Origin of the sequence: Amycolatopsis sp. cmx-8-4, from assembly GCF_046548675.1 — a bacterium.
GTDB lineage: Bacteria > Actinomycetota > Actinomycetes > Mycobacteriales > Pseudonocardiaceae > Amycolatopsis.
Genome location: NZ_JAEBDZ010000026.1, coordinates 1 through 13,300, shown reverse-complemented (window position 1 = coordinate 13,300; position 13,300 = coordinate 1). Strand labels below are relative to the sequence as shown.

Below are 13,300 nucleotides of genomic sequence, written 5' to 3'. Positions count from 1 at the left end.
CACCTTCGGTCCACCCCACCGAGCGGCCCGCCCCCAAGCACGGCCCCGCGCAACACTCGCGACCCGGCACCACAACCACCCGCACCCCGGCCGGTAGCGTGCTGTTCGTGCTGACCGTCTCCACCGTCAACGTCAACGGCCTTCGCGCCGCCGCCAAAAAGGGCTTCGTCGAGTGGCTTGCCGCCACGAAGGCCGACGTCGTCGCCTGCCAGGAGGTGCGCGCCACCGCGGAGCAGCTTCCCGCGGACGTCGTCGACCCCGACGGCTGGTTCGCGGCACACGCTCCCTCCGCCGCGAAGGGGCGCAACGGCGTCGCCGTCTACAGCCGCGTGGAGCCCGATGCGGTCCGGGTCGGTTTCGGGGAGCCCGAGTTCGAGGACAGCGGGCGCTACCTCGAAGTCCACCTGCCGAAGGTCGTCGTCGCGAGTCTCTACCTGCCCAGCGGGGACGTCGGTACCGAGCGCCAGGACGAAAAAGAACGCTTCATGGCCGCGTTCCTGCCCTACCTCGTCGAGCTGCGGGCCAAGGCCGCCGTGGATGGGCGGGAAGTCGTCGTCGTCGGGGACTGGAACATCGCCTACGACAACGTCGACCTCAAGAACTGGCGCGGCAACCGCAAGAGCTCCGGGTTCCTGCCCGAGGAACGCGAGTGGCTCGGCCGCGTCTACACCGAGGCCGGCTACGCCGACGTTCAGCGGCGCCTCGATCCCGCAGGCCCCGGGCCCTACACCTGGTGGTCCTACCGCGGCCAGGCCTTCGACAACGACTCCGGCTGGCGCATCGACTGCCAGCTCGCCACCCCCGGGCTCGCCGAAAAGGTCGTGTCCGTCGTCGTCGAGCGCGCCGCCGCCTACGACCGGCGCTGGTCCGACCACGCGCCCGTCACCGCCACCTACGACATCTAGGCCGCGCGGGCGGCGCGCCAGGTTTCGCTGTCCACGAAGTGGTTGTCGAACCGCTCCTGCGACGCCAGGATCTCCGCCGGTGACGCCTCACCGCGCCGGATGCGGTCGATCATCCGGAAGTACTCGAACCGCTCGACGCCGGGCGTGAACACGATCAGCACGTCCGCGCCGGACCGCGAAGACGCGCCGAAGGCGTGCGTCGTGTGCGGCGGCACGAACAGCATGTCGCCCGTCCGCACGGTCACCACCTCGTCGTCCTGAAGGACCTCCAGCTCCCCGTCGAGCATGAAGAACATCTCCGCCGACGCCGTGTGGAAGTGCGGTGTCGCGCCGTCGCGCCCGCGGCTCAGCGACGCGCGGTTGGTGCTCAGGTGCCCGCCAGTCTGGGAGACGTCGGCGAGCAGCGTCATCGTGTCGGGCGTGGTGCCGAGCTGCTCGGCTTCGTCGTGGCGTACCAGCAAGGTTGTCATGCCCGAGATGGTTCCACGGCTGATAGTTCGCTGTCAAACTATCTGGGAGCGAATAGACTGCCCGCGTGACTGACGAAGACGCCGTCGACGCCGTGGTGTCGGCGTGGGCCCGTGAACGGCCCGACCTCGATCTGACCGCCATCGGCGTCGCCGGCCGGCTCAGCCGGCTGAGCCTGGTGCTCGGCCCGGCGCAGGAGCGTGTCTTCGGCAAGTTCGGCCTGCAACGCGGGGAGTTCGACGTCCTGGCCGCGCTGCGCCGCTCCGGTAAGCCCTACACGCTGATCCCGTCGGAGCTGTCCACGACGCTGATGATGTCCCGCGCCGGCATGACGAGCCGCCTCGACCGGCTCGAAGCCGCCGGGTTCGTCGAGCGCACGCTCGACCCGAACGACCGCCGCAGTTTCCGCATCCGCTTGACCGACCAGGGTTTCGAGGTCGTCGACGCGGCGATGACCGAGCACACCGCGAACGTCACCGAGCTGCTCTCTTCGTTGCGGGGCAAGGAACTCGGCCTGCTCGACGACGTCCTGCGCAAGCTGCTGCGGGAGTACGACACCCCGTGAACGCGAACAGGGCCTCCCCGCGGGGGAAGGCCCTGATCGCCGTGCCGGAGGAGGTCAGCAGGACAGGTTGTCACCCGTCGGCACGCCGAGGATCCCGGTGATCTGCGTGTACTTGTCGACCCGGCTCTGGACCTGCGCCGGGTTGCCGCCGTTGCACTCGATGGACCCGTTGATGCTGCGGATGGTCTCGCCGAAGCCGCGCTGGTTCACCATCGCGTCGTGCGGCGTCATCGTGCCCGGGCCGGTCTGGGTGTTCCAGTACCAGAGGCCGGTCTTCCACGCGACGGCCGCGTCCTGTTCGACCAGGTACGGGTTGTTCAGCAGGTCGATGCCGAGCGAGTCGCCCGCGGCCTTGTAGTTGAAGTTCCAGCTCAGCTGGATCGGGCCGCGGCCGTAGTAGGCCGCGGTGCCCGCCGGGCAGCCGTAGGACTGGCTGGTGTCGCAGTAGTGCGGGTAGTTCGCGGTGTTCTGCTCGACGACGTAGACGAGACCACCGGTCTCGTGGTTGACGTTGGCCAGGAACGCGGCCGCTTCCTGCTTCTTCACGGTGTCGTCACCGGTGTTCGCGAAGCCGGGGTACGCGTCGAGCGCCGCCGTAAGGCCGCTGTAGGTGTAGAAGCTGTTGCGGCCCGGGAAGATCTGGTCGAACTGGGCCTCGCTGACCACGAACGCGGCGTCCGAAGTGGCCGGTGCGGCGGACGCGGTCGCGGTGGGGAGCACGACGGCCGCGGCGGTGGCGGCGAGTGCGCTCACCGCCACTCCGGCGAGCTTCAGGAACCGTGGGATCGACATGCTGGGACTCCTCTGGTCATGCCGGTCGTGCGCGGTCCCACCAAGCCGTGAATTCGTTCGGAGTTACGTGAAGAGGTATAGACCAATCACCAACGAGTGAAACGGTGTCTGGGCGAAGAGGCCGCGATCGGAGCAGTGTGAACTGCGGCAAACGGCAGAACGTGAGGTGATGTTGCGATGAACGGGTGACCAACGGCCGGACAACGATCGGCCAGCTTCTACTCTGGGTATGAGTGTTCCGTCTTCCGTAACACCGTTCGGGTGATCGCTGTGAACCCTGGGGGTGCCCGGATCGTGGTACGAGATGGGCGCTAGTCTCGGCCCCCGAGCCGAGTGGGTCTTCAGGCCTTGACACGCTCGGTAGTTTTTTGACCAGTAGCACGCAGCGTCTCACTCATTTGGGTGAGCGTTTCGCTCGTCACTCGCGGGAGGCACTCCGGTGCGCAACCCAGGTCATCTCCTGATGCGGTCCACGCTGCGCGGGTTCCGCGCCGTCGCGGTCCTCGCCCTCGTCCCGGCCGGCCTGCTGGCCGCCGGTGGGGTCGCGCTGGCCGACGTCACGACCGCGCAGGCCGACACCAACACCGACAGCTTCGGTGTGCTGGGCCCGGTCGGCCTGGTCGCCGTCGCGCTCGGCATCGTCGGCATGACGCTGGGTGTGCTGCGCCAGCGCCGCAAGACCCGTTCCACCGCCGAGATCGTCGAGGCCGTTCCGGTTGTCCCGGAGGTCACGGGCCCGGTGACGGCGCTGGCGGAGGCCGTTCTGTCCGAGCCCGACACGGCTCCCACTCGCCCGTTCCTGGCCCCGCACCCGCACGCCTGAGGCCCCTCGACGCCGTCGGCGCGTCGCGGCCTGAAAGAATCCCAGCGTGTCCGAAGAGCAGATCGCAGCCGCCCGCCGTCCGCGGGTCCTGTCCGGGATCCAGCCGACCGCCGACTCGTTCCACCTCGGCAACTACCTCGGCGCGCTGCGCCAGTGGGTGCGGCTGCAGGACACGCACGAGCCGTTCTACTGCGTGGTCGACCTGCACGCGATCACCGTCGAGCAGGACCCGAAGGTGCTGCGCCAGCGCACCCGCGTCTCGGCCGCGCAGCTGCTCGCCATCGGCATCGACCCGCGGCGCAGCGCCCTGTTCGTCCAGAGCCACGTGCCGGAGCACGCCCAGCTGAGCTGGGTCATGGAGTGCCAGACCGGGTTCGGCGAGGCCGGCCGGATGACGCAGTTCAAGGACAAGTCCGCGAAGCAGGGCTCCGACCGCTCCAGCGTCGGCCTGTTCACCTACCCGATCTTGCAGGCCGCGGACATCCTGCTCTACCAGGCGGACGTGGTCCCGGTCGGTGAGGACCAGCGCCAGCACCTGGAGCTGACGCGCGACCTCGCGCAGCGCTTCAACAACCGGCTGGGCAAGACGTTCGTCGTGCCCGAGCCGTACATCATCAAGGACACGGCCAAGATCTACGACCTGCAGGACCCGACGAGCAAGATGAGCAAGTCGGCGTCCGCCGCGAACGGTCTCGTCGAGCTGCTCGAAGACCCGAAGCGCTCGGCGAAGAAGATCCGCTCGGCGGTCACCGACACCGGCCGCGAGGTCGTGTTCGACGCCGAGAACAAGGCGGGTGTCTCGAACCTGCTGACGATCTTCTCGGCGCTCACCGAGCGCACGATCCCGGACCTCGAAGCCGCCTACGACGGCAAGGGTTACGGCGACCTGAAGAAGGACCTCGGCGAGGTCTTCGTCGAGTGGGTGACACCGATCCAGGAGCGGGTCAAGTCCTATTTGGACGATGTGACCGAGCTGGACAAGGTCCTCGCCGCGGGCGCGGAACGCGCTCGTGAGGTGGCCTCGAAGACGCTGGCCAAGACGTACCAGCGGATCGGGTTCCTGCCACCGGTGCGGTGAAACTCATCTTGCTGAACGGCCCGCCGGGCAGCGGCAAGTCGACGCTCGCCCGGCGCTACGCCGACGACCACCCGCCGACGCTGGCCCTGGACGTCGACCGCGTCCGCGCGCTGATCGGCGGCTGGCGCGAGTCGCCGGGTCCGGCGGGTCTGCTGGCCCGGGACCTCGCGACGGCCGCCGCCCGGACACACCTCGCCGCCGGTCACGACGTCGTCGTGCCGCAGCTGCTGGTCCGGCCGGAGTTCGCCGAACGGCTGGCGGCGCTGGCCCGCGAGACGAGTGCGAGTTTCCACGAGATCGTGCTCCTGCCCGGTCGCGAAGTGGCGTTGCGCCGCTTCGCCGAACGCGGGCCATCGGAGGTCGAGGCGGCTGTGCCGCTCACCAGGGCCGAGCTGGCCGAGGCGTATGACGCCGTGGCCGCGTTCGCGAAGACTCGGCCGCGGGCGATGGCCCTACGCGCGGAAGACGCTTACGAGAACCTTCTCGTCCTTCTTACCCAGGCGTGACGAGAGTTCTACCGGCTGCGAGACCCGGCGGGTCGACCCCAACTTAGCCCCCGCCCATCCCTGGGGGGCGTCCCCACGTCCAGTCTATCGGCGCCCACCGACGATTCGAGGTTTCGTGGTCCGGAAGGCGCGGGTTGTCCACAACTGCGGAGTCGTGTGGACAACCCTGTTGCCGTGACCGGGAATCACGGTCGTCCCGGCGCCCGCCGGTGATCAAGATCGGACCTACCAGGCCGTTCTCGCCTCCCTCACGTAGGCCGCTCGCGTTGCGGGAGTCACCCGGCGTGGTTAGCGTTTCACGGTGGCGAACGAAGAAACGAAGGAAAAGCTCCTGCTGCGGCTGCGGCGGAAGTACCCGTGGCTCGATCACCTGATCCGGGCGAACGAGGCCTTCAGCGAGCGGTACGGCAACCACTACGCGGCCGCCATCACCTACTTCAGCGTCCTGTCGGTGTTCCCGCTGTTCATGGTGGCGTTCGCCGTGGTCGGGCTGGTCGTCAACCACGACCAGACGATCATCACGAAGATCACCGACGGCATCAACAGCTCCGTGCCGGAGGGCCTCAAGGAGCTCGTCAACGGCATCGTCAAGGGCGCGCTGGACTCCGGCGGCGGGATCGGGATCTTCGGCCTGCTCATCGCCCTCTACTCCGGCATCGGCTGGATGTCGAACCTGCGGGACGCGCTCACCGCGCAGTGGGGCCAGGAGAAGCAGCCGCAGCCGGTCGTCAAGCAGACGCTCAAGGACCTGGTCGCGCTCATCGGCCTCGGGGTCGCGCTCATCGTCTCCTTCGCGCTGACCGCCGTCGGTGGCGGTGTCGGTCAGTTCCTGCTCGACCTCGTCGGGCTCGAACACCAGACCTGGGCGATCTACCTGCTGCGGGCGGCGACGATCGTGCTCGGCCTGGCCGCCAACACCCTCGTGTTCCTCTGGGTGATCGCGCGGCTGCCGCGGGAGCAGGTCGCGCTGCGCAGCGCCGTCAAGGGCGCCGTCGTCGCCGCGGTCGGGTTCGTCATCCTGCAGCAGGTCGGCTCGATCTACCTGGCCAGCGTCACGAAGTCGCCGTCGGCCGCGCTGTTCGGGCCGGTCATCGGGCTGCTCGTGTTCGCGAACCTCGTCTCGCGCTTCCTCCTGCTCATCACGGCGTGGACGGCGACGGCGAAGGAGAACCAGCACAAGATCGTCCAGCCGCCGGCGCCGGTGCGGCTCGAGCAGAGCGTCACCGTGCAGCGCGGGCCGGGGCTCGGCACCGTCGCGGGGGCGTTCGGCGCCGGGGCGCTGCTCGCGTGGCTGGGCGGCCGTCGCAAGTCTTGACAGGGACCCGTGCGGTAAAGAAACTGAACCGGTAAGAATTCTGAACCGGAGGTTTCATGCTGGACGCCGCCCGCGAGTGCGCCGCGCTCGCCAAGACGCTCGCGCCGGTCACCGAGCGGCAGCGCGCGCTGCCGGCCGAGCTGGTCGCGAAGCTGATCGACGCCCAGCTCCTGCGCAGCGGCGTCCCCGGTTACCTCGGCGGGCCCGAAGCGCCGCCTGCCGTCAGCCTGGAGACGGCGGAGACGGTCGCGCGCGGTGACGCGTCGGCCGGCTGGTGCGTCTCGATCGCCGTGACGAGCAGCCTGCTCTCGGCCTACGCCCCGCGGAAGTGCGCCGAGGAGGTCTTCGGCGACCCCCGGACGGTCGCCGCGGGTGTCTGGGCGCCGCGCGGGACCGGCCGAAGAGCCGACGGCGGGTACGTCGTCTCCGGCCGCTGGCCGTTCTGCAGCGGAATCCCGCACTGCGACTGGCTTTTCGCCGGGTTCGTGCACGAGAGCGCGCTGTACGTCGCGGCGTTGCCGAAGGCCGAGATCGAGGTGCTCGACACCTGGCACACCAACGGCTTGCGCGGCACCGGCAGCCACGACTGCGTGGCCGACGACCTGTTCGTCCCGGAGCACCGCGTCTTCTCGGTGCTGGGCGGTCCGCCCGAGGAAGCCGTTGCGCTGCATAGGTTCCCACTCTTCGGGTTCTTCGCGCTGTCCGTCGCCGCGGCCGCGCTGGGCAACGCGCGCGGCGCGATCGACGACCTGATCGAGCTGGCTTCGACCCGCAAGCCGCTCGGCTCCAGCCGGTCGCTGGCCGAGCGATCGCAGACCCAGGCCGCCGTCGCGGAGGCCGAAGCCGCCCTGCGCGCGGCGCGGTTGCTGTTCTACACCAGCATCGACGACGCCTGGCAGGCCGCGCAGGGCACCGATCCGGTCTCAGACCAGCTCAAGCTCGGCCTCCGGCTGGCCGCGACGCACACCACGCGCACGGCCGCGAAGGTCGCCGACAGCATGTACGACCTCGCCGGCGGCGCGGCGATCTACGAGACGTCACCGCTGCAACGCCGGTTCCGCGACGCGCACACGGCCACCGCGCACTTCCAGGTCAACCCGGCCAGCTTCGAGCTGTCCGGCAAGCTGCTGCTGGGCGTCCCGGCCCGCACCGAACAGTTCTGAGGAGCCCCGTGCCCGTCAACGCCCAGTACCGCCTCGCCGCCCGGCCGTCCGGCCTGCCGAAGGACGAGGACTGGCAGTACACCGAGGACGCCGTCCCGTCGCCCGGTGACGGCCGGTTCCTCGTCGAGGTCCAGTACCTGTCGCTCGACCCGGCCATGCGCACCTGGATGAACCCGGGCCGCTCGTACGTGCCGCCGGTCGGGATCGGCGAGGTCATGCGCGCCGCCGGGATCGGCACGGTCGTCGAGTCGAACCACGCGGACTTCGGCGTCGGGCAGAGCGTGTTCGGCACGTTCGGCGTGCAGAACTTCGCCGTCTCGGACGGCAAGGGCGTCCAGGTCGTCGACACGTCCCTCGCCCCGGCGCCGACGTTCCTCGGGACGCTCGGGATCAGCGGCATCACCGCGTACTTCGGGCTCTTCGACGTCGGCCGCCCGGAGCCGGGCCAGACCGTCGTGGTGTCGGCGGCGGCCGGGTCGGTCGGCATCGTCACCGGCCAGCTGGCGAAGATCCACGGCTGCCGCGTCGTCGGCATCGCGGGTGGCCCGGACAAGTGCCGCACGCTGGTCGAGGAGTACGGCTTCGACGCCGCCGTCGACCACCGCGCCGGGAACCTCCGCGCGGACCTGAAGGAGCACGCGCCCGACGGGATCGACGTCTTCTTCGACAACGTCGGCGGCGCCGTCCTCGAAGCGGCCCTCGCCCGGCTCGCGCGCGGCGCCCGGATCGTGCTGAGCGGCGCGGTTTCGCAGTACAACAGCACCGAAGGCCCACGGGGCCCGGCCAACTACATGCAGCTGCTGGTGCAGCGCGCGTCCATGACCGGCTTCGTCTTCTCCGACTACGCCGACCGGTACCCCGAGGCGATCCAAGCGCTGGCGGGTTGGGTGCGCGAAGGCCGGCTGAAGACCCGCGAAGACGTCGTCACGGGCGGGATCGCGAAGTTCCCGGAGACGCTGCTGAAGCTGTTCCGCGGCGAGAACACCGGCAAGCTGGTGCTGGCGCTGTGACCGATCTCCGGTACCGGTTCACGGCGGACTCGGTCGGCCGGGCGCTCGACCTGGTCGGGGAGCGGTGGAGCCTGCTCATCCTGCGGGAGTCGTTCTTCGGCGTCCGGCGCTACGGCGAGTTCGCGCGCAACCTGTCCATCCCGCGGCCGACGTTGTCCGCGCGGCTCAAGACGCTGGCCGAGGCGGGTGTGCTGGAGCGCGTCGAGCCGGTGCCGGACCGGCCCGAGTACCACCTGACGCAGGCCGGCCGTGACCTGTTCGGCGCCGTCGTCACGCTCATGCAGTGGGGCGACAAGCACCTCGCCGGGCCGGACGGGCCGCCGATCCTGTTGCGGCACAACGACTGCGGGGAGATCGCTGAGACCTACGTCGCGTGCGGGCACTGCGGCGGCGCGATCGCCACCGACAAGGTGACCCCGGAGCCCGGGCCCGCGTTCCGCTAGTTCCCCGCGGCCTTCTTGCGCTGGTGCCCGACCACGAACGCGCCGACGATGATCAGGAACACCACCAGCGTGATGATCCAGCCGGTGACGCCGAACGGGTCGTCCTTGGCGGCCGCCGCCGTGGACGTCCCGCTGTTGGTCGCGGTGCTGCCGTCGGGCAGGATCGACGGCTCGCCGCTCTCGGGCGTCGTGGGCGGCTGGTAGGTGATCCGGCCGACCGGCTCGGCGTGGTCGGCCTCCAGCGCGAAGCCGTAGTCGAGCAGCTTGCCCGCCTGGTCGACGACCTTGGTCGGCTTCTGCTCGGCGCGCAGCATGACGACGGCGAGCCGCTTGCCCTGCTGCTGCGCCGCGCCGACGTAGGTGTGGCGGGCGTCGTCGGTGAACCCGGTCTTGCCGCCGAGGAAGCCCGGGTAGACGCCGAGCAGCTTGTTGTCGTTGAACACCGGGATGGCCGGCTTGCCGCCGGCCGGCGGGATCTCGAACTCCTTCGTCGCGACGGCCTTCGCGAACTCCGGCTGCTTCATCGCGTAGTGGAAGATCAGGCTCAGGTCGTAGGCCGAGGTCGACATGCCCGGCCCGTCGAGCCCCGACGGCGTCGCGGCGCGGGTGTCGAGGGCACCGATGCGGACGGCCATCGCGTTCATCTTCGTGACGGCGGAGTCGACCCCGCCGAGCGCCGTGGCGAACGCGTGCGCGACGTCGTTGCCCGAGTGCATCAGCAGGCCGTGGAGCAGCTGGTCGACGGTGTAGCCGCCACCGGCGACGATGCCGACGCAGGTGCACTCCTGCTCGGCGTCCTCCTTCGTCGCGACGAGCACCTGCTCGGGCTTGAGCTGGGTGACGACGACGAGCGCGAGCAGCGTCTTGATCAGCGACGCCGGCCGCTGCCGGGCGTGCGGGTCCTTCGCCGCGATGATCGCGCCGGTGTCGAGGTCCTGCAGCACCCAGGACGCGGCGGTGTTGCCGTCAGGCGGGTTGAGCGCGCCGTCCGGGGTGACGAGGCCGCACTCGGCCAGCCGCGGGCCGCCGACCGGCACGCTGGGCACCGGCAGCGCCGCGGGCGCCGCCCGGCCGGGCGCGGGCCGCTCCGACGTGTCGACCGCGGGCGGTGGCGCTTGGTGGTTCGCGCACTGCGCTCCTTGCGGCGGCGCGGCGGCCGCGAGGACCGGCGTGCCCAGGGCCAGGAGACCGGCGGTGAGCGTCGTCGTGAAGACCTTGAGCGACCGGGAGGCGACGGAGTGCACCCACGCAATCTAGCGTCGCCGCGGCCCGCGCATACTCAGGGGCATGCGGATTTCCAAGCGCACCTCGCTGTTCCTGCTGGCCTTCGGCGTGTGGTCGTGGATCATCTGGATCACCTTCGCCAAGAACCTGTGGGCGAGCGACCAGTCCTGGACGCCGGACGGCTCGCCGACCGCGTACTTCGTCGTGCACGCCGTGCTGACGGTCGTGTCGTTCGTGCTGGGCACGCTCATCGGGGTGCTGGGCTGGCGCGGAGTGCGCACCGCTTCCTGACTTTGGTCGGTGGCGCCGGGTACGGCCTCGGTTTAGGTTGACGCCACCGAACATGGAGGTGGAATGTCCCGTTTACGCCGAATGGCGGCTCCGCTGGCGCTGGTCGTCGGGGGTGGCCTGCTGGCCGCCGCGCCGGCCGCCGAGGCCGCCCCGGTCGCCTGCGACACCACGAGCACGGCCTACACGTACGTCGTGACCTACCAGCCGGGCACGCGCGCGTCGGCCGTCGACAAGGAGCTGGCCGCCAAGTGCGGCACGAAGGTGGCGTACTACGGCGAGATCGGCGTCGCGATCGCCAGCTCGCGCAACGCGGACTTCCAGCAGAAGATCGGCGTCTACCGGGCGTACTCGGGCGGCAAGGACGTCGCGTCCGCCGGTGCGGCCCGGACCTCCTTGGGGGCGGTCCGGACGCTGGAGGACACCCAGTCGGTGGCCGCGGCCGGTGACCTGTCGGCGCAGCAGTGGGACATGAAGGCGATCCACGCGCCGGAGGCCAACAAGAAGTACCAAGGCAGCCGTTCGGTGACGGTCGGCGTCCTGGACTCGGGCATCGACGCCACGCACCCCGCACTGCGCGCCGCCGTCTCGCCTTCGGAGTCGGCGGGCTGCATCACGGGAGCGCCGGACCTGACGCCGGCGTCGTGGGCGCCGACGACGTCGGACCACGGAACGCACGTCGCGGGCACGATCGCGGGCAAGGACCCGGCGGCGGGCTTCACGGGCATCGCGCCGGGTGTTCGTCTGGCGTCGGTGAAGGTCGTCAACGACGACGGCTACATCTTCCCGGAGTCGGCCGTCTGCGGCTTCGTCTGGGCGGCGAAGCACGGCTTCCCGGTGACGAACAACAGCTACTACATCGACCCGGGCATGTTCTTCTGCTCCCGCGAGCCGGGCGACGCGGCGGCGTACGAAGCGGTCCGCCGCGCGATCACCTACTCGACGCACCACGGAGTCCTGAACATCTCGGCGGCGGGCAACTCGGGCTTCGACACGACAACGCAGACCACGGACCCGAACCGCCCCCACCCGGTGGACAAGTCGTGCGGCATCTTGCCGAAGGCGATCGACGGGGTAGTGACGGTGTCGTCGGTGGGGTACGCGGGCACGAAGTCGTCATTCAGCAACTACGGCGCGATCGACGTAACAGCCCCTGGTGGCGACTTCTCACAGACCCCGCCCGCTGGTTCGGGCCCGTCCTGCCCGCTGTCATCAACGGTCTTCGGCGGCCAGTACGGCTCGAAGTGCGGCACGTCGATGGCCTCCCCGCACGCGGCGGGCGTCGCGGCGCTGCTCGCGTCCCGCTTCCGGGGCATCCCGCCGCAGCTGCTGTCCCGCTTCCTGACGGGCGAGGCAGACCCGGTGGCCTGCCCAACAGCCGAGGCAACCTGCTCCGGCCCGGCGCGCGACAACTCCTACTACGGCCACGGCCAGGTAAACGCGCTAGACGCAGTCCGCTAACCCGGGTGCAGGGTTGCCTGCCGTGAGGGGCACCTTCAGGGACTGTATGTCCCTGAAGGTGCCCCTCACGGCGTCAGGCCGCGCGTTCGGCCAAGAACACGGAGGGGCGTGGCCGGGCGGCTGCGGCGGTGTAGGCATCGGCCAGTTCCTGCAGGACCCCGTCCGGATCGTCTCTGAGGCTTGACGGGAGTGTTTGTACGACCTTGATGCCGGCAGCCGCGTAGCGGTTGTTCCGCCGGAGGGTCCGAGCGTATCCGTCCGGAGTGAAGTGGAACTCGAACGAATCGATCTCCCAAGCCAAGGCGACTTCGTCCCACCATGCGTCGGGACAGCCGACGTAGCCACCGGCCGACTGGATGCCGGCGTTCCAATGAGTCGGCGGGTTCGGCAGCCGATCGGCCAGCTTCCTCGCACGCAATTCGGCGACGGAGCGGAGATCCACCCATTCCTTCAACAGCCGGCGGGGTATCGCGGTGCCCCGTTTGGTCCCTTCGTCGAGCTCGCTCGCCAGCCCGGTGGGGGAACAGTGTCCGTGTTGGACGGCTTCGATCAGCAGGTGGCCGATGGGTTCTTCCGCACGGATGCGACGAACGGCGTCAGTGGTCGCGCGAACAAGGGGAGCGAGCGGGATTCCCTGACGAGTCCAAGCGCCGGGGAGCCGCCTCGTGCGCTCGGCGACGACGTACTCGCTGCTGAGGACCCGCTGACCGTGGGGTACCAGCAGATGTACGTCCGACGCCGGGAACTGCTCCGGCACTCGGAGTCCGTACCATCGGCAGGCCTCCGCGCCGGTGATCATCGCTCGCGATCCGCCATAGAGCAAAGCCGCGACAACCCGCTCTCGACGAGTGGATTCGCCGTTGTGCAGCAGAACGATTCCTGGCAGCAGCCGCCGCCAGGGGCCACCGGGCAAGCACCTCCGGTAGATCGTCCGGTTGTGCATGCCCAGGGATTCCAGGTGCTGCGCCCGGATCACACCGTCCCGGGCATGCCGTTTCAGCAGTTCGGGATGCTCATCCCAGTTCCTCCGTGTGGACATTCACCCATCGTGAGCAGTGCCCAACGACTTCCGCCAGCCCTCATCGGCCCACCTGTGGACAACCCACCCCTTGTGGATAACTGAGAAAGCCGTGGCAGGAAACTCAGACGCGCTTGAAGAGCAGTGCTCGCTTTACTTCCTGGATCGCCTTGGTCACCTGGATGCCCCGGGGGCAGGCGTCGGTGCAGTTGAACGTCGTGCGGCAGCGCCAGACGCCTTC

The 13,300-nt window shown here is 69.7% G+C and carries 15 protein-coding genes and 1 pseudogene; 11 read left to right on the top strand and 5 right to left on the bottom strand.

Going from position 1 to position 13,300, the window contains the following annotated elements; genetic code table 11:
• Positions 1-98: 98 nt before the first annotated feature.
• Positions 99-905 (top strand): exodeoxyribonuclease III, encoded by an 807-nt coding sequence (locus tag ACLJQZ_RS37800; RefSeq protein ID WP_410625197.1) that lies wholly within the window; start codon positions 99-101, stop codon positions 903-905.
• Here ACLJQZ_RS37800 and ACLJQZ_RS37795 read toward each other — a convergent pair.
• Positions 902-1,375: a cupin domain-containing protein gene (locus ACLJQZ_RS37795; protein WP_410625195.1), complete on the bottom strand. Its 474-nt coding sequence runs from the start codon at positions 1,373-1,375 to the stop codon at positions 902-904. The two genes, ACLJQZ_RS37800 and ACLJQZ_RS37795, sit on opposite strands and share 4 nt — an antisense overlap.
• 65 nt (positions 1,376-1,440) lie before the next feature.
• Here ACLJQZ_RS37795 and ACLJQZ_RS37790 point away from each other — a divergent pair, with 65 nt between their 5' ends.
• Positions 1,441-1,938, top strand: coding sequence for a MarR family winged helix-turn-helix transcriptional regulator (locus ACLJQZ_RS37790; protein ID WP_410625193.1), 498 nt, complete (start codon positions 1,441-1,443; stop codon positions 1,936-1,938).
• A 54-nt stretch (positions 1,939-1,992) separates the two neighbouring features.
• Here ACLJQZ_RS37790 and ACLJQZ_RS37785 read toward each other — a convergent pair whose 3' ends face one another.
• On the bottom strand, positions 1,993-2,730 hold the full coding sequence (locus ACLJQZ_RS37785; protein ID WP_326946120.1) for a chitinase: 738 nt from the start codon (positions 2,728-2,730) through the stop codon (positions 1,993-1,995).
• 463 nt (positions 2,731-3,193) lie between these two features.
• On the opposite strand from ACLJQZ_RS37785, the gene ACLJQZ_RS37780 reads away from it, so the two are divergent.
• From ACLJQZ_RS37780 to ACLJQZ_RS37750, 7 genes are all read left to right on the top strand, one after another.
• Entirely contained in the window at positions 3,194-3,553 is a 360-nt protein-coding gene (locus ACLJQZ_RS37780) for a hypothetical protein (protein ID WP_410625191.1), read from the top strand.
• A 46-nt stretch (positions 3,554-3,599) separates the two neighbouring features.
• On the top strand, positions 3,600-4,631 hold the full coding sequence (gene trpS, locus ACLJQZ_RS37775) for a tryptophan--tRNA ligase (RefSeq protein WP_410625189.1): 1,032 nt from the start codon (positions 3,600-3,602) through the stop codon (positions 4,629-4,631).
• Entirely contained in the window at positions 4,628-5,137 is a 510-nt protein-coding gene (locus ACLJQZ_RS37770) for an AAA family ATPase (RefSeq protein ID WP_410625187.1), read from the top strand. The genes trpS and ACLJQZ_RS37770 overlap by 4 nt, the downstream gene beginning before the upstream one ends.
• A 301-nt stretch (positions 5,138-5,438) precedes the next feature.
• Positions 5,439-6,452 carry an inner membrane protein YhjD gene (gene yhjD, locus ACLJQZ_RS37765; protein ID WP_410625185.1) on the top strand — a complete coding sequence of 338 codons (1,014 nt, stop codon included), beginning with the start codon at positions 5,439-5,441 and terminating at the stop codon, positions 6,450-6,452.
• Between the two features lie 56 nt (positions 6,453-6,508).
• On the top strand, positions 6,509-7,615 hold the full coding sequence (locus ACLJQZ_RS37760) for an acyl-CoA dehydrogenase family protein (protein ID WP_410625183.1): 1,107 nt from the start codon (positions 6,509-6,511) through the stop codon (positions 7,613-7,615).
• A gap of 8 nt (positions 7,616-7,623) precedes the next feature.
• Entirely contained in the window at positions 7,624-8,625 is a 1,002-nt protein-coding gene (locus ACLJQZ_RS37755) for an NADP-dependent oxidoreductase (protein WP_410625181.1), read from the top strand.
• Positions 8,622-9,068: a winged helix-turn-helix transcriptional regulator gene (locus ACLJQZ_RS37750; protein WP_410625179.1), complete on the top strand. Its 447-nt coding sequence runs from the start codon at positions 8,622-8,624 to the stop codon at positions 9,066-9,068. The genes ACLJQZ_RS37755 and ACLJQZ_RS37750 overlap by 4 nt, the downstream gene beginning before the upstream one ends.
• On the opposite strand, the gene ACLJQZ_RS37745 is transcribed toward ACLJQZ_RS37750, so the two are convergent.
• Positions 9,065-10,312 (bottom strand): D-alanyl-D-alanine carboxypeptidase family protein, encoded by a 1,248-nt coding sequence (locus ACLJQZ_RS37745; RefSeq protein WP_410625177.1) that lies wholly within the window; start codon positions 10,310-10,312, stop codon positions 9,065-9,067. The two genes, ACLJQZ_RS37750 and ACLJQZ_RS37745, sit on opposite strands and share 4 nt — an antisense overlap.
• A gap of 43 nt (positions 10,313-10,355) precedes the next feature.
• Here ACLJQZ_RS37745 and ACLJQZ_RS37740 point away from each other — a divergent pair, with 43 nt between their 5' ends.
• Together ACLJQZ_RS37740 and ACLJQZ_RS37735 are read left to right on the top strand one after the other, a co-directional pair.
• Positions 10,356-10,583 carry an SCO4848 family membrane protein gene (locus tag ACLJQZ_RS37740; RefSeq protein WP_410625175.1) on the top strand — a complete coding sequence of 76 codons (228 nt, stop codon included), beginning with the start codon at positions 10,356-10,358 and terminating at the stop codon, positions 10,581-10,583.
• 63 nt (positions 10,584-10,646) lie between these two features.
• The gene (locus ACLJQZ_RS37735) at positions 10,647-12,041 is read left to right on the top strand and encodes a S8 family peptidase (RefSeq protein ID WP_410625173.1); all 1,395 of its coding nucleotides are present in this window, start codon (positions 10,647-10,649) and stop codon (positions 12,039-12,041) included.
• A 73-nt stretch (positions 12,042-12,114) separates the two neighbouring features.
• On the opposite strand, the gene ACLJQZ_RS37730 is transcribed toward ACLJQZ_RS37735, so the two are convergent.
• Both ACLJQZ_RS37730 and ACLJQZ_RS37725 read right to left on the bottom strand, forming a co-directional pair.
• Positions 12,115-13,080, bottom strand: a complete 966-nt coding sequence (locus ACLJQZ_RS37730) for a hypothetical protein (RefSeq protein WP_410625171.1) — start codon at positions 13,078-13,080, stop codon at positions 12,115-12,117.
• Between the two features lie 103 nt (positions 13,081-13,183).
• Positions 13,184-13,300: pseudogene (locus tag ACLJQZ_RS37725) on the bottom strand (succinate dehydrogenase iron-sulfur subunit); the annotation flags it as partial.